This window comes from Acinetobacter sp. GW821-FHT01C12, from assembly GCF_059422625.1.
Genome location: NZ_JBWKXD010000002.1, coordinates 494484 through 517616, shown reverse-complemented (window position 1 = coordinate 517616; position 23133 = coordinate 494484). Strand labels below are relative to the sequence as shown.

General features: G+C 40.5%; 18 protein-coding genes. 13 read left to right on the top strand and 5 right to left on the bottom strand.

The features are described 5' to 3' along the window. Positions 1 to 218 precede the first annotated feature (218 nt). The 8 genes from AC07WY_RS07970 to AC07WY_RS07935 are packed head-to-tail and all read left to right on the top strand — an operon-like array spanning position 219 to position 9934. The gene (locus tag AC07WY_RS07970; protein WP_154130563.1) at positions 219 to 1277 is read left to right on the top strand and encodes an ABC transporter substrate-binding protein; all 1059 of its coding nucleotides are present in this window, start codon (positions 219 to 221) and stop codon (positions 1275 to 1277) included. A 15-nt stretch (positions 1278 to 1292) separates the two neighbouring features. Beyond that, positions 1293 to 2003, top strand: coding sequence for a class II aldolase/adducin family protein (locus AC07WY_RS07965; protein WP_262086670.1), 711 nt, complete (start codon positions 1293 to 1295; stop codon positions 2001 to 2003). Between the two features lie 33 nt (positions 2004 to 2036). Next, positions 2037 to 3230, top strand: coding sequence for an LLM class flavin-dependent oxidoreductase (locus tag AC07WY_RS07960; protein WP_494736099.1), 1194 nt, complete (start codon positions 2037 to 2039; stop codon positions 3228 to 3230). Between the two features lie 12 nt (positions 3231 to 3242). Continuing rightward, positions 3243 to 4820, top strand: a complete 1578-nt coding sequence (locus AC07WY_RS07955; RefSeq protein WP_262086669.1) for an ABC transporter substrate-binding protein — start codon at positions 3243 to 3245, stop codon at positions 4818 to 4820. Positions 4821 to 4822: 2 nt separating this feature from the next. Further along, positions 4823 to 5974: an ABC transporter permease gene (locus tag AC07WY_RS07950; protein WP_262087513.1), complete on the top strand. Its 1152-nt coding sequence runs from the start codon at positions 4823 to 4825 to the stop codon at positions 5972 to 5974. After that, the gene (locus AC07WY_RS07945; protein ID WP_494736098.1) at positions 5971 to 6819 is read left to right on the top strand and encodes an ABC transporter permease; all 849 of its coding nucleotides are present in this window, start codon (positions 5971 to 5973) and stop codon (positions 6817 to 6819) included. Before AC07WY_RS07950 ends, AC07WY_RS07945 begins: the two co-directional genes overlap by 4 nt. Before the next feature lie 2 nt (positions 6820 to 6821). Then, entirely contained in the window at positions 6822 to 8639 is a 1818-nt protein-coding gene (locus AC07WY_RS07940; RefSeq protein WP_494736097.1) for a dipeptide ABC transporter ATP-binding protein, read from the top strand. A 26-nt stretch (positions 8640 to 8665) separates the two neighbouring features. Beyond that, positions 8666 to 9934, top strand: coding sequence for an acyl-CoA dehydrogenase family protein (locus AC07WY_RS07935; RefSeq protein ID WP_004823398.1), 1269 nt, complete (start codon positions 8666 to 8668; stop codon positions 9932 to 9934). 201 nt (positions 9935 to 10135) lie between these two features. Here AC07WY_RS07935 and AC07WY_RS07930 read toward each other — a convergent pair whose 3' ends face one another. Continuing rightward, the gene (locus AC07WY_RS07930) at positions 10136 to 11191 is read right to left on the bottom strand and encodes an ABC transporter substrate-binding protein (protein WP_262086665.1); all 1056 of its coding nucleotides are present in this window, start codon (positions 11189 to 11191) and stop codon (positions 10136 to 10138) included. Positions 11192 to 11477: 286 nt separating this feature from the next. On the opposite strand from AC07WY_RS07930, the gene AC07WY_RS07925 reads away from it, so the two are divergent. The 4 genes from AC07WY_RS07925 to AC07WY_RS07910 all read left to right on the top strand — a co-directional run bounded on the left by AC07WY_RS07925 (position 11478) and on the right by AC07WY_RS07910 (position 19104). Further along, positions 11478 to 13301 (top strand): ABC transporter ATP-binding protein, encoded by a 1824-nt coding sequence (locus tag AC07WY_RS07925; protein WP_494736096.1) that lies wholly within the window; start codon positions 11478 to 11480, stop codon positions 13299 to 13301. Then, complete coding sequence (locus AC07WY_RS07920) at positions 13298 to 15130, top strand: ABC transporter ATP-binding protein (protein WP_262086663.1); 1833 nt, start codon at positions 13298 to 13300, stop codon at positions 15128 to 15130. Before AC07WY_RS07925 ends, AC07WY_RS07920 begins: the two co-directional genes overlap by 4 nt. A gap of 165 nt (positions 15131 to 15295) precedes the next feature. Next, the gene (locus AC07WY_RS07915; RefSeq protein WP_262086662.1) at positions 15296 to 17788 is read left to right on the top strand and encodes a TonB-dependent receptor plug domain-containing protein; all 2493 of its coding nucleotides are present in this window, start codon (positions 15296 to 15298) and stop codon (positions 17786 to 17788) included. A gap of 53 nt (positions 17789 to 17841) precedes the next feature. Beyond that, a complete protein-coding gene (locus AC07WY_RS07910; RefSeq protein ID WP_419327115.1) occupies positions 17842 to 19104 on the top strand; it encodes a lipase family protein in 1263 nt (420 codons plus the stop codon). A gap of 127 nt (positions 19105 to 19231) precedes the next feature. Here the strand turns inward: AC07WY_RS07910 and AC07WY_RS07905 are convergent, their stop codons facing one another. After that, complete coding sequence (locus AC07WY_RS07905; protein ID WP_004717504.1) at positions 19232 to 20323, bottom strand: LLM class flavin-dependent oxidoreductase; 1092 nt, start codon at positions 20321 to 20323, stop codon at positions 19232 to 19234. Positions 20324 to 20640: 317 nt separating this feature from the next. Between AC07WY_RS07905 and AC07WY_RS07900 the strand changes: the two genes are divergently transcribed. Beyond that, entirely contained in the window at positions 20641 to 21711 is a 1071-nt protein-coding gene (locus AC07WY_RS07900; RefSeq protein ID WP_004717502.1) for a sigma-54 interaction domain-containing protein, read from the top strand. A gap of 42 nt (positions 21712 to 21753) precedes the next feature. On the opposite strand, the gene tatC is transcribed toward AC07WY_RS07900, so the two are convergent. From tatC to AC07WY_RS07885, 3 genes are read right to left on the bottom strand one after another with little or no spacing between them, the layout of a single operon-like run. Next, entirely contained in the window at positions 21754 to 22491 is a 738-nt protein-coding gene (tatC, locus tag AC07WY_RS07895) for a twin-arginine translocase subunit TatC (RefSeq protein WP_494736095.1), read from the bottom strand. After that, positions 22488 to 22904: a Sec-independent protein translocase protein TatB gene (gene tatB / locus AC07WY_RS07890; protein WP_262086660.1), complete on the bottom strand. Its 417-nt coding sequence runs from the start codon at positions 22902 to 22904 to the stop codon at positions 22488 to 22490. Before tatB ends, tatC begins: the two co-directional genes overlap by 4 nt. A 13-nt stretch (positions 22905 to 22917) precedes the next feature. Beyond that, complete coding sequence (locus tag AC07WY_RS07885; RefSeq protein WP_004823388.1) at positions 22918 to 23133, bottom strand: Sec-independent protein translocase subunit TatA; 216 nt, start codon at positions 23131 to 23133, stop codon at positions 22918 to 22920.

Below are 23133 nucleotides of genomic sequence, written 5' to 3'. Positions count from 1 at the left end.
GTTCAATCAAAAATAAAGCGGATGGGGTTTTTGTCTCAGGGCAGGCTTGCTTAAAGTGCTGTTGATAAAACAACACTAAATCTAAAACAAGTGATGAAATCTAAACATTTATTAAAATTGGATTTTACATAAAACATTGAAAATTATAAAAATAAATATTGGCATAAAAGCTGCTCAATACAAGTGATATGAAATTGGAAGTATCTTAAGGAATACCTATGTCACTTGTCGTCGATAAAAAAGAAAATTCTAAAGAATTTGTAAAAAGTACTTTATCTGAAATTTGGGTCACACGATGTCCAGTACCCACTGCAACAGGAATCTCATTAAAACGCGGCACCTTGGTCGAAAAATTTGAGCGACATGGTATTGATGTTGCGGTATTGCAAGATGCACGTAAAGGCTTGTCTGTGCATCATTTTGATCATCAGCTTCCGGCTTTATTCCGTGAGGGTGGCAATGTACCTGCTTTGGCTGCACGTTCAGAAGGTGCCCCAAGTCGTCTGATTGGATTAACTTGGATTGATGAATGGCAAGTGATTATTGTTCGACCTGATTCAGCAATTCGTCAACCTGAAGACTTAAAAAATGCCAAAGTGGCTTTACCTGAATATGCCGATAAACGTGCAGGCAGTATTTTTAGAGCCATGTCATTACAAGGTATTCGAGGGGCTTTACAACTTGCAAATTTAAGTTTTCGTGATGTTGATTTTATTGAAGTTCCTGAGCGAGCTGAATCGAAACAAGATCGTGATGCCAGTGCCTATTGGTCAGGCCTTGATGCCTTGATTACAGGTGAGGTGGATGCCGTGTATGTCAAAGGGGCATCGGCTGTTGAGGCTGCCACCAAACGTGGTTTAAAAGTCGGTATCGATTTAGATCAATTTGCAGATGTGACTTCACGTGTGAACAACGGGACACCTCGTCCTATCACGGTACATGAAGATTTATTGGAACATCACTTTGATGTCGTCGTGGATTTTCTGGAAGAGCTTTTTGATACAGCAGACTGGGCAGAAGATCATTTAGATGAAGTGCTGGTTATTCTACAAGATGAAACCATTGCGGGTGCTGAAAGTGTGGCTACAGCGTATCGTAATAATTTTCATAAATCTTTACACCCTTCATTAAGTGAAGAACGCCTTGAGCTTTTAAAACAACAAAAAGATTTTCTTTGGTTACATGGCTTCCTTGAAAAAGACGTCGACCTTAATACATGGGTCGATCATCGCCCATTACTCGAAGTTTTAAAGCGTCGCCAAAATAAACAACGTTAAAACAGGATATTTATCATGACTACACTGATTCAATCGCCACTTTCACCTGAACTCAATGATTTTATTGAACGTAACCGTGAAAAAGCTGAATTTGCATTTGAGGTGTTCCGTGAGACGGGCACAATCACTGCCAATGGCACAGTCAATTTTGTTGAACGCGCCCCTGAGAATACCTTGGTGACCTTTAACTATGCAGGTCCTTGGTCACGAGATAAAAAAAGCAAAGTACTGGTAGAGAAACTTGATGGTGAAGTTTTATTGGGGCGAAAAGGTGCTGGTGGCCGTTATAACAAACTGTTTCGTGAACATGCAGATGTCACCACAATCTCTCATGTACATGCACCGAATTTAGGTGCTTGGGCCCAAACACACCGAACCCTACCGATTCGATATGTGCCTGTTCAGCGTTTTCATTTATTTAATGAATTACCGATTTATATCGATCGCCGTCAGGCAGAAGTCGATTTCATTTTAGATCAACTCAAGATTGATATTGAGCATCGGGCTATTTTGGAAGCCAATGGCGGTGCCACAGTTTGGGGGCGTCAAGGTCTACAGGAAACTGCTGAATTTATTTTATTGCTTGAAGAAGGTGCTCAAATTCAACTGTTAGCAGAACTGGTTGGAGGAAGTCGTGCATATGGGCAAGGGGTGTTACAGCAACAGTGGAAAATGAGCGGATTGACTGAAAAAGCAAAATCACTGGGATTACTTCCACTCCATTAGAAACATGATTTAAAAACAAATATAGAGAATATTATGGCTGTAAAACTTTTATGGTATCTCACCTCGCCTGATGGTCCCTATCCTTGGTTGGAGTCGGGACGCTGGGATACCGATTATGAACATTTGCAACAAATTGCAATTACCGCAGATCGTCTGGGGTTTTACGGTTCGCTCATGGGTACAAGTGAGTATGAAACACTGGCGGTTGCTGCGAGTTTAATTCCTTTTACTGAACGCCTGAAGTTTTTGGTTGCGCAGCATCCAGGTGAAGTTCAACCCGCAGTTTTAGCCAAATATGCACAAACTTTTGATGCATTTTCTCAGGGACGTTTGTTGTTTAATGTGGTCAATGGCAATGATCAGGGACTTGCCGCATTGGGTATTCATTATTCACATGATGAACGCTATGACTTTAGTAAAGAATATTGGAGCACATTTCAACAGAATTATTTAGGCGATAAATCTGGTTTTCAGGGTGAGTTTATTCAAGTGGCTCCACGCCAAGAGGGTGCTTCACCGATGTCAAAATGGCATGGGGCAACCCAAAAACAAGGCGTACCACTGTGGGGCGCTGGCACATCAGCGAAAGGGGTACAACATTCAGTGGAATTGCTGGATGTGTATTTAAGCTTTGCCAACACACCGCCGCTACTGGGAGAAAAATTCAGTAAAGTTGCAAAAGAAGCCGCTAAAGTTGGGCGAACTTTGCAGTATGGAACTCGCTTACAAATTATCATTCGTGAAACCGAAGAAGAAGCGTGGCAATACGCGCAGTCTCTACTCGATAAAATTGATGTGAATTATGCGATTGAAGCAGTAAAACGTCAGCTTCCACCCAATGAAACTTTTGAAAGCTATCAAAGTAATAACCCGATTGTTCAAAAAAATTTAGAACGCTTACGTCAGGGGATATTACCTCAAGCTAAAGATTTTGAAATTTATCCAAATATTTGGACAGGGCCATCACTGTTTGGCTTTGATATCTTAAATCCCGCTGCGGGGACCGCATTGGTCGGAAGCGCTGAAAATATTGCTCAACGTATCCAAGAATATGAAAGCTACGGTACATCTGCATTTATTTTGTCGGGTTTTCCTTTAATCACTGAAGTTTACCGTGTTGCAGACTTGTTGTTTCCTTTACTTGAGCTCGATCATGGTTTTGAGTTACCGAAGTTAAAAAAACGCTCCTCTGTAGATTCTCTGTTGAATCAAGAAACTGTGGTTTAAAAGGAGAATCCTATGAGTAAAATTACGCGTAGAGCATTAATTAAAAATACTGGTTTAGGTCTAGGTACGATTGCAGCAGCAAGCCTGATCGGGTGTTCTCGTTCCGATTCCTCAGCAGCAAATGAAGCTGCTGCACATACAAGCCAGCATGCCACACCGCAAAAAGGTGGAGTGATCAAAATTGGGGTGATTAATGGTAATCAAGCTGGAAATTTAGATGCCCATAAGCCGATTGGAATGTCGAGTGCCTTTAGAGGTTGGCCGTTATATGCCAAATTATGGGAGTGGGGGCGAGATATTCAACCTAAATTGGCGCTTGCTGAATTTGCAGAACCTAATGAGGATGGGACTAAATGGACGATTCGGTTAAAGAAAGGGCTTGAATTTCATCATGGTAAAACCATTACAGCCGATGATGTCATTTTCTCTTTACGTCGTTTGACCGATCCTAAACTGGCGTCTCCCTTTGCGGCTTATTTGTATTCACTACAGCGCGATGCGATTAAAAAGCGTGATGATTACACCGTTGAAATTCCATTTGCTCAAGGCAAAGGCTTAGTAGCCTTACCTGAAGCATGGATGAGTTGGGGTGGTATTGTTCCAACAGATTATGACCCAATCAAGAATGTCGTCGGGGCAGGCCCGTTTAAACTGGAAAGTTTTACCCCAGGTCAACGTTCCCGTTTCGTACGTTTTGAAAATTATTGGAAAGACAATCAGCCTTATGCAGATGCCATTGAAATTATAGATTTTAAAGACCAAACCGGGCGTCTTGCTGCTTTGCAATCAGGGCAAATTGATATTGCATCGGGTATTAGTGCCGAGCATTTATCTTTGATTCAAGCCAATAAACGGCTGAGTGTTGTTTCATCTGAAACAGATGCTTGGCAATCCTTTGACATGAATACCACTAAAGCACCGTTTAATGATCCTCGTGTCAGACAAGCATTTCGTTTGATTGCCAATCGGGATGATTTAGTGAAACGGGCATTGGCGGGACAAGGGCGAATTGCCAACGATCTGTATTCATTTAGTGATCCTGTTTATAACCATGAAATTCCACAACGTAAGCAAGATTTAGCCAAAGCTAAAACACTATTAAAAGCCGCTGGTTTTGATCAAAACTTAAAAGTTGATTTATATACGGGACCTGATAGCAATGCCGCCTTGGTGTTTGCGCAACATGCAGCGCAAGCTGGTGTGATTGTAAACGTTAAACAAGTTGAAGCTGCAACATTTGCAGATGCAGTCAAACAAGATTGGGCATTGAGTACAGGTTCAAATGTTTCTCGTCCATTTTTATTGACGGTATTGCAGATTGATGGACCCGGTGCAGCCAATAACAAAACCCGTTTTAATCAAGCCCGTTTTACTGAGCTGGTGCATCACGCATTGCAACAGCCTGATCTGGAAAAACGCAAAGTTCTGGTGCATGAGGCACAGCAAATTCAGCATGAACAAGGTGGCTTACTGATTTGGGGTTTTAACAATGTTTTAGATGCACATTCTCATCAGATTGGTGGTGTAACACCTGATCGAACCGGTTTTGCAGCATGGCGAACTGATGAGTTTTGGCGTAAAGGGGAGTGATGATGACGACTCAAGCCAGCAAAATTGAAACCTCGATTCAACATTCAGCTATCGCCAAGTCGTTTGAATTTCCTGCATGGTTACCTTGGTTTTTGACCCGTATCGTGTCAGGAGTTTTGGTGATTTTTGTGATTAGTTTAATTGTATTTATCGCGACTCAAGCACTTCCATCTGACCCTGCGCGGGTCATTTTAGGGCCAGAAGCACCAGAAGCTACGGTTCAAATACTGCGTGAACAATTGGGGCTGACTCAACCGATATTGGTGCAATACTGGAATTGGCTGACTCAATTATTACAAGGTAATTTTGGACGCTCAATTGATTCCAATGTACCTGTGTTACAGATTATTCAAAACTATTTTGGTAATACGCTTGCTTTGAGTAGCTTGGTGGTGGCAATCACTGTACCGATTTCAGTTTTACTTGGGGTTTGGTTATCGCTACGTCGTGATAGCAAACTAGACCGAATCATTGTATCTAGCTCGATTATTTTTAAAGCAGTGCCCGGATTTGTCATTGCCATTTGGCTGATGATGTTGTTTTCAACTTCGATCTTGCATGTATTACCCGCTGCATCATTGCTGATTCCTGGGCAGTCTCCGTTTAGCCAGTTAGAGTTTTTAATTTTACCCATTTTAACGTTAGCTTTATCGCTTATTCCTTATCTCATGCGTCTTGTGCGAGGCTCAATGATCGATGCCTTAGAGTCTGATTATGTCACTTCAGCACGATTACGCGGTATTCCAGAGCATCGCATTATCTGGAAGCATGTTTTACCTAATGCTTTAGTGCCCGTAGTACAAGGCACGGCATTGACCATACGGGTTTTACTCAGTGGGGCTTTAATTATCGAGGTTGTATTTAGTTATCCCGGAATTGGCAATGCATTGAATGCAGCAATTGAAATGCGGGATATTCCTACCATTCAAGCGATTGTGTTATTGCTGACCATCTGTGTGGTGGTGGTCAATTTAATTGCAGACTTAATGACCACTTTACTCACACCGAAAATACGCACTGCAAAAAAACATAAAGCCCGCTCACCTGGTTTACGTCAGGCATTACGTTTATGGAAATCTGGCCGACCGATTACGGTAAAGCCTGTCGATCGCCGTAATGCCTTGAAGAATATCAATTCAGGAGAGGGGAAATGAGTACACTTCATTGGTATCAACGTAAGTTTTTTAAAGCCTTGATTTCTGAGCGACAAGTCCGTTTTGGCTTTGTGGTGACAAGCTTAGTTTTGATATTTGCGCTTATTGGCCCAGTGCTGGTTCCTTTTGAACCAACGGCCTTAGTGGGCATGACCTATGGTGCGCCTGAAGCACAGGCTTTTCTTGGCTATGACTATATTGGGCATGATGTTTGGTCTCGTGTATTAGCTGGAGGTGCTTCAATTATTTGGATGACCCTCGCTGCCAGTCTGGTGGCTTTAATGATTGGTTCCAGTTTAGGCATATTGGCTGCTTTTGCACGACATAAAGTTGACCAGTTTGTGACTTGGCTTACCGATGTTTTTATGGCATTTCCTGATCTGATTTTAGTGTTATTAATCGTTTCGATGTTAGGGCGTGAGCCATGGCTGATTGTGCTCACTGTTTCGATTGCTTTTATTCCTGGGGTAGTACGTCTTGCACGAAGTGTTGCGCTAAATTTGGTTGAGCAAGAGTATGTAGAGGCCGCAAAAATTTTAGGTTATTCGAAAAGCTATATTTTATTCCGTGAAATCCTACCCAATATGCTGACACCCTTATTAATTCATCTTGGGGTAATGTTGACGTGGGCTGTTGGCATGTTATCTGGTCTGGCTTTTCTTGGTTATGGTATCGCACCTCCTGCAGCCGATTGGGGCCTGATGATTAATGAAAATCGTGCTGGGTTATTGGTTCAACCGTGGGCAGTATTTGCACCAGTGATTTTAATTGCTTTGTTTGCGCTGGGAACCAATGTGTTGGCTGAAGGTGTAGGGCGTGCCGCGGCGCGGATTGAGGAAAAGTAACCATGACAGAGATTTTAAAGAATACGGTACTACAGGTAAAAGACTTAACGGTGGCATTGGTCAACACAGGCAAGCATGTGGTTTCGAATATTTCTTTTCATTTAAACGAGGGCGAAGTCCTTGGGTTGGTGGGAGAAAGTGGTTCAGGAAAAACCACATTGTCGAGTGCGTTATTGGGCTATGCACGACATGGTGCCAAAATTATTCAAGGCACAATTGCGCTGGATGGACAAGATATCCTCAGTCTTGACGATCACGCCTTGCGTCAAATTCGAGGTTATAAAATCAGTCACGTTGCCCAAGATCCGGGAACGGCACTAAATCCAGCATTAACAATTGGACAGCATCTACTTGAGTTATTAGAAGTTCATCAATCACGCTTATCCAGTAGTGAAAGAAATCATAAAGTTGCTAAAATTTTAGATGAAGTGGGATTGCCTCAGGATGATGTGTTTTTAAAACGCTATCCTCATCAGCTTTCCGGCGGGCAACAACAACGGATTTTATTAGCATTGGCATTTTTGTTACAGCCTCGCTTAATTGTCTTGGATGAACCGACAACAGCATTGGATGTTACGACCCAAACTTTAGTGCTGAATATTATTCGTAAATTATGTCGGGAATATAATGTCGCAGCAATTTATGTATCACATGATTTGACTGTGGTGAAAGATATTGCAGATCGCGTAATCGTCCTGTATTCAGGCCAGATTGCAGAAGATGCTGCATTAAGCCAGTTATTTGAAACGCCAAAACATCCTTATACTCAAGGTTTACTCAATGCCATCCCCGATGTGTCGATTCGTAAATATTTATCCCCCATCGAAGGACATGCACCCGCACCGAATGACCGTCCAACAGGATGTGCCTTTGCCGCAAGATGTACTTTCGCTAGCGAAATATGTCATCAACAGCAACCGAAATTAACCCTGTTATCTCAAGCATTTGATCCACATTTTGTTGCTTGTCATCATTGGGATGAAGTGGGCGTGATCAATTTTCAAGAGCTTGATTCGCATCTGATGGAAGTAAAAACAGATCAACAGGCACTGCTTAAAGTAGAACATATCAATGCTTGGTATGGCCAGCAACAAGCACTTTTCGATGTTTCTTTTCAAATACAGCGTGGAGAATGTTTGGCCTTAGTCGGGGAGTCTGGTTCAGGTAAAACTACACTGTCTAGAGTGATTGCAGGACTGAATGAAAATGCAGAAGGTCAGGTGATTTTAGCAGATGAAGTATTGTCCTTGCAGGGACAAAAACGTCAGTTAACACAACGACATAAACTGCAATATATCTTTCAAAATCCATATAAAGCCTTGAATCCAGCACATACCATAGGACAGACACTCACTAAAGTGGTTCAACACTTTTTTGCTACATCTCAGCAAGAAACTCAACAAAAGGTCGTTCAGGTACTTCAACAAGTCTCGCTTTCTTCACAGATTCAAGAACTCTACCCAAGAGATTTATCTGGCGGAGAACGGCAACGTGTAGCGATTGCACGAGCGCTGTTATGCCAGCCTGATGTTTTGATTTGCGACGAAATTACTTCTGCTTTAGATGTGTCAGTACAAGCATCTATTTTAAAACTGTTGCAACAACTGCAAAAGCAAGGCGTAACTTTACTTTTTGTGACCCATAACCTTGGGGTAGTTAGAGCAATTGCTGATCGAGTTGCCGTTTTAAAAAATGGCCATCTGGTGGAATACGGTGAAACCGATCAAGTACTGAGTCATCCGCAACATGCGTATACCAAAACTTTGCTCACACATGCACCCAGCTTATTTAAGACTACAGCACAGCGTATCTGTGCATAAAAAACAAGAGATTTTCCGGAGTTAAAATGAACGATATTCAGCAACACAATTTTTTAGAATTGGGCAGTATAAGACATATTCAAAGTGAACAAGAAGCATTGGATATTGCCAAGGCAGTAGCAAAACAACTGACTGAATTTGCTCAAGATCCTCAATATAACAAAAGTGTTCCTTATGAACAGGCCCGCTTAATTTCGGAAGCAGGTCTGACAGCGATTATTGTTCCTCAACAATTTGGTGGTTTAGGCGCGAGTATTACCACATTGGTCAATGTGGTAAAGATCATTTCATCTGCAGATGGTGGTGTGGGGCAACTTCTACAAATTCATTTCACCATGTTTCGAGGAATTTTAACGGGTTATGAGGATGATATTCGCGATCAATTATTGCGTGATGTATTGAGTGGTAAACGTTTAGGCAATGCACTCGCAGAAGTGGGCGGAAAAGATAAATTTCAGCATAAGACCCGTGTAGAAAGAAATTCACAAGGGCAGTTAATCTTAAATGGCAGTAAATTTTATTCCACAGGCTCTTTATTGGCCGAGTGGATCTCTTTATTTGCAGGCAGTGATGATGGACCTGTTTCGATCTTGATTCATCGTGATACGCATGGGGTAGAGCTGCTCGATGATTGGGATGCAATGGGGCAAAACAATAGTGTCAGTGGCACAGTCAATTTTAAAGATGTTGTTGTCGATGAACGCTATGTTGCCAAGCGCAATACTGGTGGTTTAGGGACAGTGCTACGCACAGGTTTAACTTGGCCTCAGATTTTGCATGCAGCTATGGATACAGGTATTGCTAAAGGTGCACTTGAAGGGGGGATTGATTATTTGCAACAGAATGCTCGTCCTTGGGTGGAAAGTGGCGTTGACTCCCCGACACAGGAACCGCATATCATTAAGCAAATTGGTGAGTTTGCAGTTTTGGTCCGTTCAGCAGAAGCACTTTTAGATCGCTCAGCAGCGATTTTTGAGCAGCATTTAACCAATCTGGAAGATGAAGCCTTACAAACTGAATTGATTTTATCTGTGGCTGCCACACGGAGTCAGTCAGACCATGCATCTTTGAAAATTTCCAGTGAAATCTTTGGCTTACTTGGAGCAAGCTCTACTTTGTCAAAATGGAATTTAGATCGTTTCTGGCGTAATGCTCGTACACATACCACACATGATCCGATTCGTTGGCGTTTATATCATGTTGGAAATTATTATTTAAATAATATTCCACCTGGTGAGTATAATTCTGTACTTTTAAAGAAACAGGCTGAAAATGTGACCAAATTTAAGTCATAATTTGAGTTCGACAAAAATATGCGACTCGGAAACCTCATCCACAACTGTTTGAGGCAGTACTTAATCGCATATTTTTTTCGGTGAGAAGCAGCGCTTTATGCGTTGAGAATAGTCAGAAGCTTTTGTATAGGCGATGCCTTAAATTTGAAAGCTGAAAAATAAAAGGTTGTCATCACGACAACCTTTTATTTTTTCGTATTGTTAAGCCACTTGTGCATGAATAGCAATGTCTTGTGCTAGCCATTCACGAACATTGATTTGAGCTGGAATAAACTTCCAGCGATAGAGAAAGTCACTGAGGTCTTGTAAGGCAATAATCGATGTTTCATCAAAATTGGTATTCAGCTTGAGATGTGCATCTGCGCCATAAGCTGCATGGACCCATTGTTCACTGCTATTACATTCTTTAGCCAGATAGCGGTGAGTTTCATCTGCATGCACATGCGCCCATTGTTCAGCTTGTAAAACCGCATCGACAATGGATTGAGCTTGTCGTGGATATTGCGATAGAAAATCTTCATCCACAGTTAGTGTTCGAGGGGTACCATTATTTGAACGTAGGATAGGGTCGGGATGTGAACCAATATCAATAATGGTATGCAGGGCAAAATCATGGGCAATTTGTGCTGCATGTGCGCCTTTTAAAAAGATGGCATCGACATCCCCTTTGATTAAAGCCACAATCTCTGCACTTGCGCTCAGTTTATTACGATTGCTAAAGAAACTCGCATCATTTTCTTCGGTATGATTTTGCTGTTGCGCCACTAATATATCAGCACGCAGACAATCCACCAGTTCCAGATCACTGACCTTAAGATTTACTGTTTTTAATGCATTTTCTAAACCGCGAATGGCTTGAGCACGAGAGAAATCGATGATGGCATCTTGATTCAGTGGGAGCCCAAAGCGTTTACCTTTTAGATCCTCAACCGTCTTAATTTGGGAATCATATCGAGTCAGCAGTAATTGGACTTCATCTGCCCAAGATAAACCGATGACTTTGGTTTTTTGTCCAGAAGCATATGCCCAAATTGCAGGAATACTGCCACCATGCCGAACTGAATTGGCAAGGGTATGGTTAAAATGTGAGTTACGAACCTCTTTTGAGTTCGATTCACGAATTGATTTAATTTCAATTTGTTGCTCAATAAATTTTTCTTTTAGCCAGCCTTTTTGAATCGAGATTCCGAGCCCTGTAGGAACTGGACAGCGTGTATACCAAAGTGTATTTAATGGTTGCGTTTGAAGTGTTGTCATTGTGACATCCTGTTGTGATTTGAATGCTTTAAAGCAATATTGATGCCATTGTTTAACTTATTGATATTTAAAATATATTTTTAATATCTATTTTTATGATGTTGATATATCAAATATTGTTGCAATAACAACAGATAACAAGTGCGGATGTTTTAAATCAAACATCTCATCAAACACTTTTTTTAAAAAAACAATATAAAACAGTGGATTAAAATATTTGTGCCTTTGAAAAATTTGGCATAGATCTCGCAGTGAGCTATAGATCTTTAGTTGTTGTTTTATTTTTATGTTTAAAAATTATCCACTGCTGCGAAGTTTGGCCTTATATCGTTTTATGCCATTTCGCTTTGTATTGACGGCAACATTATTTGTCCTTGCTAATTTTGGCTTAGCACTACAGCAATATTCAATCGGACATGCGATTGATACGCTAAAACACAGCCAACCTGAAAGTTTATTTCAGCATGCTTTTACAGATCCGTTAAATCCGTGGTTTTGGTTTATTCTACTGACGAGTATCGCTTTACTTCGTGCCATTATTCAATATTTAGCGGGTTTAAGTGCCTTGACGATTGGACAGCAATTGTTAAGTATTTTAAGAGAAAGAATCTTTAGCCAGGTCCAGCATTTAGATGTTTCATGGCACTGGAAACACGGATTAGGTGAAGTTTTATCAAGAACCACCCGAGATTCAGATAAATTAAAAGAAGCTTTAATTAATTTTTGGCGACAAGTGTTTGAATCCAGTCTAGTGGTCGCCGCAACAGTCGGATTGTTGTGTTGGTATCATCCTTGGTTGGGGATCGTCCCGCTTATTTTTATTTTTCTAGGCCTAGCTGTGCTGTTTAAACTGACCAATCAGTTGGTGGTGCTGGATCATCAAGTTGCCTATGCCTATGAAAAAGTCAGTGATACTTTGGCTGAAAGCGTCAATGGCATTCGAGTGGTCAAAGCCTTTCAACTTGAGGAAAAGCTCTTACAACGTTTTAATGCTGCGGTTGATAGCTTTATTCGTCATTCCATTCAAACCATTCGCACCAGTGCACAACGCTTACCGATTCCTCAAATGATTATTGCCTGTTCCTACTTATGGGTGATTGGGTTTGGTGGTTACTTAATTGGACAAAATCAATTACAGATTGGGCAATTTGTGGCTGCTGTACTTATGGCAAATTTATTGGTGTTTCGTATTGAAAGTATTGGACAGGTCTTACATATTTTTGCAGATGCACGTTCATCGGCAACTCGAATATGGCAAATGCTAGATGAGAAATCGGCAATTGTAGATGCTGCACATGCTTTGCCACTACAAGGGGATGCTGATGGGGATGAAGGTTTAAATATTCGACTGGAAAATGTCAGTTTTCAGGATCGAAGCACAGAAAAGTATATTTTAAAACAGTGTAATGTTGAATTCCGAGCAGGTGAAATCGTCACCATTGTGGGGAAAACTGGAGCGGGTAAAACCACACTGATGAACTTGCTCAATCGTTTTATCGATCCAACCGCAGGGCAGGTCTGGATTGGTTCAGATCAACGCGGTTGGCTCAATCTTAAAGATCTTAGTTTGGTTAACTTACGTCATATGGTTCAGATTATTCCGCAAGATAATTTCTTTTTCTCAGGAACTTTGGCGGATAACTTAAAAATAGCCAAACAGGATGCGACTGAACAGGAGATGCGAGACGCATTGCATTTGGCTTCAGCATCTGAACTGTTACAGCGACTCGATGCTGGTCTGGAGACACGAATAGGGGACAAGGGAGTCACCTTATCTGGAGGGCAAAAACAACGGATTGCACTGGCACGGTCAATTTTAAAAAACTCGCCAATCTTGGCGCTTGATGATTCAACCAGTGCTTTAGATTCCACTACAGAAAAACAGGTGTTACAGCGTTTATCAGGCTTGGCTGACAATAAAAATCAGCTCAAAAGAACCATTCTGATCAATTCAAATAAACAGACCACGATTTCTTTATCAGATCGCATTATCGTATTAGATCAGGGACAAATTCTTGCTCAAGGGAGCCACACAGAATTGCTCCAGCATTGCGAATTTTATCGGGAGTTGATGGGATTTCAGAAGGCGCAACAGGAGATTCAAGCATGAATACCACGGTTAAAAATTTCCGACCGCTGACGAAAATCTCTGATCTGCAGATCGAAGAAAACTTAGCAAAAACCGCGCTACATCGCGGAATGTTAAAAAAACTCATTCCTTTGCTTTATCCGATTCGTTATTTAATTCTAGCCATGATCTCAGTAGAGATCTTACAAGTGCTGAGCATCTTTGTACGCCCATGGGCAGTCAAGTACATTTTAGATTCTGGATTTCAGCAAGTGGCTGGGAAACTGGTGTTGTCTCAGCCTGTACTTTTTATGGCAATTGCTATTTTGGCATTCAGCTGGGTGTGTCGTTTTGGATTAGCAGGTGTATCAAAATACTTGTCTGGAAAAGCGGCCTTAAGCGTTATTAATGATCTAAGACGTTCATTATTTCAACATATTCAAGCTTTAAATATTGGTTATTTTGATCGAACTAAAGCGGGCCGAATTATTTCACGAGCGGATCGTGATGTCGATACTTTAGAACCAGTATTGATACAAGGACCACCTGAACTACTTTCTGCGATTTTACGTTGTGGATTAGCATCTGTGCTTTTGTGGCATATCTATCCCCCATTTTTCTGGTGTTTATTTGCTACTTTGCCGATTTTATTGACAATGACTGCAATATTTAAAAAGTCATCACAACGGCATTGGGGACGGGTTGCCGAAGAACGCAGTCGATTTACTGCACATTTGGTTGAAACGGTAAATGGCGCCAAAATTATTCAGCAATTAAATTATAGTGAAACCAATCAACAGCGCTATCAGCAGCTCTTAAAAGATTTTAATGATTCTATTATTTATGGAAGTAAGCGGACCAGCTGGTTTGCCCCATTTACTGGATTGCTTTCGACAGTGGCAACCGCGGTTTTTATTGTGATTGGAAGTTATGCTTATAGTGAAGGTGTCATCAGTATTGGACAGTTTGCCGAAAGTATTTTTTACGTGTTTTTATTCTTGGCACCTTTACAGGAATTGACCGATTTATTTGAGCGTTATGCCAATGGTGCAGCGTGTGCACAACGGATATTTCTACTTTTAGATACCCAATCTAGCATTCAAGATTCACAGCATGCTTTGAAATTAGGGCAACTTAACGGGCATATTCGTTTTCAGTCTGTAGATTTTGCTTATACCACCAAAGCTGTTTTACAAAATTTTGATTTAGAGATCGACGCTGGAACGGTGGTTGCGATCGTGGGGCCGACAGGTCATGGTAAAAGCACGATCGTTCAGTTACTGACACGGTTTTATGAGCCTCAGCAGGGTGGGATTTTCTTAGACCGTTATCCGATACAGGATATCCATCTGGACAGTTTAAGACAAAATGTCAGTATTGTTTTACAGGACAATGTCTTGTTTAGCGGCACAATTTTAGACAATTTACGTTTAATTCAACCCGAAGCTACAGATCAACAACTGATTCAGGCGATTGAAGAACTTGGTGCAGATGATATTCTAGGACAGCTTCCTCATGGTTATTTTACTGAAGTTGGAACACTCGGAAAAAATTTAAGTCATGGGCAACGCCAACTTGTTTGTCTCGCACGTGCATATTTGGCTGATCCTAAAATTTTAATTTTAGATGAAGCGACCTCTGCGATTGATATTTATACGGAACAGAAAATCCAATATGCCCTTCGACGCTTATGTAAAAATAGAACCTGTATTGTGATCGCACATCGCTTAAGTACCATTCAAGAAGCAGACAAAATTGTGGTGATTGAGAATGGGGCTGTAGTGGAACAAGGTTCTCATGAACAACTGATTCAACAGCAACAATCTTACTATCAGTTGTATCAATCTTATTTACACAATCAACTTGTATAAGCTTATGCGCCACTAGCAAATCTGTGGTTTTATAAACATTTTTTCGAATCATTGTTTAAATATAAACAATGATTTTTTATTTTTAATGACAAGTTTTTGATATTCAATAATAAAAATTTTGGCATTGGCTTTGCTATATCGGTGCAGATCGTTAAGGAAGCTTATATGCGTACATATTTTTCTCAATTCATTCTTCATTCTTCTGTTTTTGCGTTCAGTACACTTACCGCCTCAATCACTTTGGCAAATGAACAAAGGCCTGTATCAGAAAAAGAGGATGTCGTGACATTGCAATCAGTTGTTGTAACGGGTTCTCGGCGAGCTATCAATAGTGCTTTAGAGGCTCCTGCTCCAGTAGACATTGTGACAGCCAAAGAACTACAAGAAACAGGGGCAGGTGATCTTGCCGCTGCATTAACACGCTTATCGCCGTCAGTGAGTTTACCAACATCACCTGCGGGTGGTTTCGGTGCATCGGTGCCGCCGAGTATTGCATTGCGAGGTTTATCTGCAGATCAAACCTTAATTTTGATCAATGGTAAACGTCGCCATACAGCGGCTTACTTCACTCGACAAGCGTATGCTGGGGGGAGAGGTGCTGCGGTAACAGATTTAAGCCTAATCCCGATTAGTGCCATTGAACGTATAGAGATTTTACGAGATGGTGCCGCAGCTCAATATGGTTCTGACGCGATCGCGGGCGTGGTTAACATTATATTGAAATCACGTGATCATGGTGGTGGCGTGAGTTATCAAACTGGAGGCTATACACAAGGGGATGGTGAACAGCATAAAATCAATCTTTGGAAAGGCTTTGAATTACCCAATGATGGTGCTTTAACTGTTGCCGTAGATTTAGGAAAGCGTGAAGCTGCAAGTAATACTGCACCAGATACGCGAACATTTTATGATGGTTCAACCCAAGCCCAATATACCGAGCAGAACACACCATTTAGAACTTGGAAATTTGGTTCTCCTGAACAAAAAGACCAAATCAATATCACTGCGAATTTAGATTTACCTTTAACTGATGAAATTGCCTTGTATGGTTTTAGTAGTTATGGGCATCGTAAGACCATCGGGGAAAATTTTTATGAACCTCCAACCACCAAAACAGTACTGAATCAATCCAGTTATTTTAAGCAACGTTATCCTGATGGACGCTCACCTTTGAGTTTAGTCAGTGTGGATGATTTTGCGACCACGTTTGGGGTTAAACAAGGCAACCAGACTTTAGGGAAATATGACCTGTATGCCACTTATGGACAAAACAAAGTCAGCACTGAACAAGGCAATGGTATTAACCCAAGTTATGGTGCAGATTCACCCTCTCATTATGATTTAGGGGAAAACATTTTTGCCCAACTCAATACAGGACTGGACTATAGTCGTGATTTTGCAATTGATGGTTTAGCCAGTCCATTGACTGTTTCGACGGGAGCGCTATACCGTTGGGAACAATATAAACAAAATGCAGGCGACCCGATTGCCTATACCCGTGGACCCTATTTTAATCCAAGTACGGCTTTAGGTACGGGTATCCCAGGTATATACGCGGGTATTACAGATCAAGACCAACGCAAAATTAGTCGAGATGTGTACGGCATTTATTTGGATCTCGAAGCCGATATTGTAAAAGATTTAAATGTTGGTGCTGCCATTCGAACAGAAAAATATTCAGACTTTGGCTCGACAACCAACGGCAAACTCTTTGCCAAATATGATATCTCTCCGCAGTTGACCCTTCGTGGATCTGTCAATACAGGTTATCGCGCACCGTCATTAGCCCAGCAAGGATACTCCGCTTATAGTGTACAAACGGTGCAAACTCCGACAGGTTGGCAAGATGTACAGCAAAGGACTTTAGTTGCGGGAAGTGAAGCGGCTTTACTGATTGGTGGAACTTCACTTAAGCCTGAGAAATCCACCAATTATTCTTTAGGTTTGGTACTCAAACCATTTATCAATACCTCTGCAACTTTAGACCTTTATCAAATCGATATTCGAAATCGTATTTTACTTTCTGACAATATTACTGGCAGCGTGATCAATAATGCTTTTGCAAATACGCCGTATGCAAATATTGCCAATGTGGCGTTTTTTAATAATTTATTAGATACGCAAACGCGTGGTTTGGAGTTCGCGTTAAAACATGATCTTGATCTTGAACAATATGGCAAGTTAAAGCTGAATTTAGGCTTGGCTTATCATAAAAATAAAATCACTGACAGCCGAGACTCAATCACTGCAAAAGGTGAGCGAATTCCAGTCTCTAGTATTGCTGGTCGAAATACCCAAAGCCTAATTGAATCTACAGCGCCAAAAACCAAATTAGCATTGGGTGCACTTTGGTCAAATCAAGCGTGGAGTATCAATGCCGCAGTCCGTCGTTATGATAAATGGACCACCTTAAATAATACCAATACTTCATTGGATCAGACCTTTGATCCGCAATGGATTGCTGATTTGGACTTTGGCTACAAAGCAGATGCGTGGGTAAAAGGGCTAAAATTCAATCTGGGCGCAAATAATTTATTTAACAGTTACCCAGACAAAGCCAAAGACTCATCTGTAGGGAACATCGTCAAATACAGTTTTAATGCGCCAGAAGGTGCCTTTGGAACGTATTTATATGGCCGTGTAAGTTACGACTTTTAAATTAAAAAATAAATTTTTAAAACAGTTTTTAAATAGGTTTCAAGGTCATGAAAATGCAAAATACTTTTATATCTAATGTGGTTAAATCCGTTTTTGTCGCAAGCATACTAACGTCTGCTGGAATGGCAAATGCCCAGCAAGCCCCACAGCCTGAAGATCGTTATGGGGATGGACGTGTTTCAGCATTTTATACATGGAAAGCTGCGATTCCAGAACAAGCTGGAAAACTGTTAAAGACAGAGGACATCAGCAACCCTTATATCCGTTTGGACAATGATAGTACGGCCATTCGTATTTTATATAGTTCAACAAGTGGAAGGGATAGTAAGACCCCCATTGTGGTTTCTGGGACAGTACATCTTCCTAAAGGTACGCCACCGAAAGAAGGTTGGCCTGTTGTGTTATGGGCACATGGTACGGTTGGTCTAGCAGATGCCTGCGCACCTTCTTGGAATGGACGATCTTATCGAGATGTACAATATTTAAACCGATGGTTAAAAGAAGGATTCGCTGTAGTAGCAACTGACTATGAAGGACTTGGTGTGGCTGGCCCGCACTTGCTGATCAATAATCCAATGCTTGCTTATAGTATTTTAGACAGCGGTCGAGCTGCGCTTAAAACGAAATTACCTCTAGCAAATCGTTTTGTTATTGTGGGGCAATCTCAAGGTGGGGCAGGGGCTGTTTCAGCTTCAGCTTATTCAGCAACCTATGCACCAGAGTTAAATATTAAAGGATCTATTGGCACAGGGGTGATTTATCAGGACCCCGAGGCAACAGCTGAAAAGAATCAGTTAAAGTTAAATCCTTATGAAGTCAGTCCATCCTTAGCATATGGTATTTATAGTTTTCTAGTGACGCAAAGCTTATTTCCTGAAATCAAAACTGAAGATATTTTTACCGCTGAAGCAGTACCTTTGGTGGAACAAGCAAGAAATGCCTGTTTGACCAGTTTTATGGGAGATATTCAAACAGCAGGACTTTCACCTGCGCAAGCCTATAAGGTGAATCCACCATCGATCTATAAAAAATTACAGGAAAAACAATCCAATGATTATGGCTATTACCCGACCTTAAAAATCAATCATCCATTATTTATTGGCACTGGGGCAAATGATCGTACACCAGATGCACGTAATCAAATGAAGTTGGTGGCGGATGCATGTAAGGCAGGTACAGTCGTTGAAGGGCATTTGTATCATGGATTGGGACATAGTGAGACAGTGAATGCTTCCCTACAAGATTCTATTCCATTTGCCAAAAAGGTGATTGCAGGGGAGAAGATTCAGTCCATTTGCAAACCAGATTTACAATAGAAAATCAGAAGAAAATAACCATCCCTCATAATGATGCTCATGGTTATGACAAGACCTTAAATTAGCAAGCAATAAAAACCGCTCATTCAATCCGATTAAATGAGCGGTTTTTATTTAGCTTGAGGACTTAGGCAATCTGTTTGTTTCGCTTGGCCGCCTCAGCTCGTACCGCAGGAATAATATAACGACCATAGTCCACAGTATCGTAAATTGGATCATAACCACGATTTAAAAAGGTGGTGACGCCCAGATCTACATAATCAAGTAATGCGGCAATAATCGTATCAGGCGTTCCGACAAGGGCGGTGGTATCACCATAGGCCCCAACTGCGCTTGCAGTTGGCATCCATAAGGCTCGGTCATGGCGATCACCTTGTTGTGCTGCTGCCAGTAACCGTTGTGAACCTACGCCTTTAATTTTATGTCCCGAAAGTGAGCCATTATTTTGGAACGTTGGATTTTGCTGAATATCAGCTAAAATTTGTTGTGCTCGTTGCCATGCGAGTTGTTCTGTTGGCCCAATAATAAGACGTACTGATAAACTGACCTGAGGCTGGGGTTTATTGGCAGCTTCTGCTGCCTTTTTAAGTTTATTTATCTGCTCTTTCACGCCCGCTAAGGGCTCACCCCAAAGCGAATAAAGATCTGCATGACGCACTGCGATATCGTAGGCAATATCCGAAGAACCACCGAATGAAATCGGAATAGAAGTTCCATTGACCGGTTTTAAAGGGCAGAAAGCATTTTCCAGTTTAAAGTATTTGCCTTCATAGTGAATCGGTTGCTCACTTTTCCAAAGCTTTTGGATGATATCTAGATATTCCCCCGTGCGTTCATAACGTTGAATTTTATCAACAATATAATCACCTTCTTGCGGTTCAGCGGTAATTCCCGTAATGGCATGTAAACGAATGCGTCCTCCGCCAGTGGTATGGTCCAGTGTGGCAAAGGAACGTGCAGCCAGATTAGGCGTCATCAGCGCAGGGCGATGTGCAATCATAAATCCAAGTCGTTCAGTCTGTTGTGCCAGATAAGCTGCGATTTGGGTACTATCAGGGCTACTTGGTCCATTGGCGATTAAAACTTTATCAAAGCCTGCATATTCATGTGCACGAGCATGATAACGTAAATATTCGAGATCAATTTTATGACCAATTCGGGTTCCTTTGGTTTCAGACCATTGATTTGGAAAAACCATACCCACAAACTCTATGCTCATCATTTAACCTATGCTGTAAATTTTAAATAAAAGAGCAAAATAGATGCCAAATAGTGAGGGGAGATAAAATATATAATTTTTTCAAAAATATTATTGTAAGCTGTTTATATATGATCAATTGATAGACATATTGTTTAAAAAGCAACATTGCATAAAAATAGAAATATATTGATTATAAATGCATAAGCAAAAACGCCTATTAAATCATTCAATATATAAATTTAGGATTAAATATCTGTAATTATTATTTATCAGCTTTGTAATAGAATTGTACTATTCTATTTTAATATCCTCCTCAGCTATTTAAAGGGTTAATTATGAAATCCTATTTGGATAATGATTATAAAGTAATTACCTTGCCTGATAATGGTGTGCCAATTAAGCCAATAAGAGCAAAAGCGATTATATTTTCTGATCAAAACTCTCGTAAGCTATTAAGCCAAGTTGAAACCATTGCACCAAGTTCTGCCAGTGTGATCATCCAAGGTGAATCAGGTACAGGTAAAGAATTAATCGCACGTGAAATTCATTTGAAAAGTGATCGCCAAAATAAGCCGTTTCTTGCTGTCAATTGTGGTGCTTTAGTTGAAACACTTGCAGAATCTGAATTGTTTGGTTATGAAGCAGGCGCATTTACGGGTGCGCATAAGACACGCCCTGGTATTTTTGAAACAGCCGACGGCGGAACTTTGTTCTTGGATGAAGTGGGTGAGTTGCCGTTGTCTTTGCAAGTAAAACTGTTACGTGTATTGCAAGAAAAGGAAGTTGTTCGGGTCGGTGGACGTAAACCGATCCCGATTAATGTACGCATCTTGTCTGGTACACATGTTGATTTGCGTAAAGCTGTCGCGGAAAATAAATTCCGTTTAGATTTATACTATCGCCTAAATGTGGTTGTGCTAAATATTTTACCATTGCGAGAGCGTAAGGGTGACATTTTGCCTTTGGTGGATTTTTTCTTAAACTCCTATTCGCAAAAGATGATTACGCCGAAACCCAACATCAGTGATCGCGCCAGAAATGCGCTGCTCAACTATAGTTGGCCGGGAAATATCCGTGAGCTTGAAAATAATATCCATTATGCACTGCTCATCAGTGGTGGCAAAACCATTGATATTGAACATTTAAGGTTTTCAGAGGAGGGTGGCTCAAGCGTTTTACCAGATAATGATTTGATTCAAGAGTTTGAGGATGTACTCAAGCGTTTATTTCAAGAATATGATGGTGAAGCATGGCACATCATTGAAGATAAAATCGTCAATACCGCTTTTTCAAGTTGCTGGAATAATCAGGTTAAGACTGCAAAAATGTTAGGACTGTCGCGCAATGTTTTACGTAATTTGTTATCAAGATATAATTTATTACCAAATAAAAATGAAATTGTTTAATTGGGCTGTGCAATAGAAACATCCATTTTACCCATGGATGTTTTATTTTGGGCTGGTCATTTTTGTGATCCATAAACCAAGTTCAAACAAAAGACACATTGGTACTGCCAGTGCAAGCATGCTAAAAATATCAGGAGGTGTAATAAACATTGCGATAAAGAAAAACAAAACAATGATGTGTTTACGGTAATGTTCCAATTGTTGAATAGAAAGAATACCAATAAAAATAAGAATGTAGGTGAGTACAGGGATTTGAAAGGCGATACCAAAAGCCAGAAAAAGCTTGAGACAGAAATCAAGATAACTGTTGATATCAGTCATCGGTAAAACATTATCTGGTGAAGCTAAGACAAAGAAGTTTAACGCCAAAGGCAGAATCAAATAATAGGCAAATAAGATGCCAAGATAAAATAAACTGATGCTGGAGAGCACAAGCGCCATGCCAAATTTTCTTTCACTTTGATATAGAGCAGGTGCAATAAAGCGCCAGAATTGATAAAGAATAAAGGGAATCGCCAATAAAATTGCAAAATAAATATTGAGTTTAAAGGGCGCTAAAAATGTACTCATCACATCTGTAGCTATCATGGTTGAATTTTTAGGCAATCGGGATATTAAGGGTTGAGCCAAAAAATGATAATTGTGTTGTGCAAGGGGCAATAATAGTAAAAAAATAGTTAAGACTGTAGCAATGCTATAGATCAAACGCTTTCTAAGCTCTTTTAAATGTTCGCTATATTTCATTTCAGTGAGTGTTTCACTGAGTATTTGTTCGGTCATGCAGCTTGATCCTCACGCAAGATATTGGATGATGTTGTGTAAATTAAAAAGGGTACTTTTAATTCACGCGCAGAGATTTGATAAACATAATCATGTGTGGGATAAGGGGGCGCTTGATGTGCTATAGCAACAGCGCTATGTACACTTTGGATTTCGTGTTGCATTTGTGCAAGCTGCTGTTTGAGCAGCTCTTCGTTTTGTTTTATTTTGAGCAGCTCTTCTTGCATGATCCTTTTTAGTTCAAGCAATTCCAGTTCATTTTCTAACTCTAGCTGGATTTTGTTAAGATTATTTTTAAGGGCTCTATATTTAAGTAATCCCATCCTTAATGTTTGAGGGAGCTTTTCAGGTCCCAATATAATCAGTGCAATAACAGCAAAAGCCAAGAGTTCACCAAAACTGATATTGAACATAATGATTTAGTACTCACCGGTTAGTGTTTTTTTCTTTATTTAAATCGAGATGATGGATTTCTTTAGGCTGATTTGTTTCAGACAGTTTTTGATCATCAGAATGAACCGAGTCTTTAAAATCTTTAATTGCACCACCTAAATCCTTACCTAAGTTTTTAAGTTTTGATGTACCAAATAATAAAATAACGATCACGGCAAATAATAATATATGCCAAATTGATAAACCCAT

Excerpts from the sequence above, each read along its gene's own strand:
- AC07WY_RS07925 (WP_494736096.1), top strand. The coding sequence starts at position 11,478 with ATGTTTAAAAATTATCCACTGCTGCGAAGTTTGGCCTTATATCGTTTT.
- AC07WY_RS07960 (WP_494736099.1), top strand. The coding sequence starts at position 2,037 with ATGGCTGTAAAACTTTTATGGTATCTCACCTCGCCTGATGGTCCCTAT.
- AC07WY_RS07945 (WP_494736098.1), top strand. The coding sequence starts at position 5,971 with ATGAGTACACTTCATTGGTATCAACGTAAGTTTTTTAAAGCCTTGATT.
- AC07WY_RS07885 (WP_004823388.1), bottom strand. The coding sequence starts at position 23,133 with ATGGGTTTATCAATTTGGCATATATTATTATTTGCCGTGATCGTTATT.
- AC07WY_RS07930 (WP_262086665.1), bottom strand. The coding sequence starts at position 11,191 with ATGACAACACTTCAAACGCAACCATTAAATACACTTTGGTATACACGC.
- AC07WY_RS07915 (WP_262086662.1), top strand. The coding sequence starts at position 15,296 with ATGCGTACATATTTTTCTCAATTCATTCTTCATTCTTCTGTTTTTGCG.
- AC07WY_RS07920 (WP_262086663.1), top strand. The coding sequence starts at position 13,298 with ATGAATACCACGGTTAAAAATTTCCGACCGCTGACGAAAATCTCTGAT.
- AC07WY_RS07900 (WP_004717502.1), top strand. The coding sequence starts at position 20,641 with ATGAAATCCTATTTGGATAATGATTATAAAGTAATTACCTTGCCTGAT.
- AC07WY_RS07935 (WP_004823398.1), top strand. The coding sequence starts at position 8,666 with ATGAACGATATTCAGCAACACAATTTTTTAGAATTGGGCAGTATAAGA.
- AC07WY_RS07970 (WP_154130563.1), top strand. The coding sequence starts at position 219 with ATGTCACTTGTCGTCGATAAAAAAGAAAATTCTAAAGAATTTGTAAAA.
- AC07WY_RS07905 (WP_004717504.1), bottom strand. The coding sequence starts at position 20,323 with ATGAGCATAGAGTTTGTGGGTATGGTTTTTCCAAATCAATGGTCTGAA.
- tatC (WP_494736095.1), bottom strand. The coding sequence starts at position 22,491 with ATGACCGAACAAATACTCAGTGAAACACTCACTGAAATGAAATATAGC.
- tatB (WP_262086660.1), bottom strand. The coding sequence starts at position 22,904 with ATGTTCAATATCAGTTTTGGTGAACTCTTGGCTTTTGCTGTTATTGCA.
- AC07WY_RS07940 (WP_494736097.1), top strand. The coding sequence starts at position 6,822 with ATGACAGAGATTTTAAAGAATACGGTACTACAGGTAAAAGACTTAACG.
- AC07WY_RS07950 (WP_262087513.1), top strand. The coding sequence starts at position 4,823 with ATGACGACTCAAGCCAGCAAAATTGAAACCTCGATTCAACATTCAGCT.
- AC07WY_RS07910 (WP_419327115.1), top strand. The coding sequence starts at position 17,842 with ATGCAAAATACTTTTATATCTAATGTGGTTAAATCCGTTTTTGTCGCA.
- AC07WY_RS07955 (WP_262086669.1), top strand. The coding sequence starts at position 3,243 with ATGAGTAAAATTACGCGTAGAGCATTAATTAAAAATACTGGTTTAGGT.
- AC07WY_RS07965 (WP_262086670.1), top strand. The coding sequence starts at position 1,293 with ATGACTACACTGATTCAATCGCCACTTTCACCTGAACTCAATGATTTT.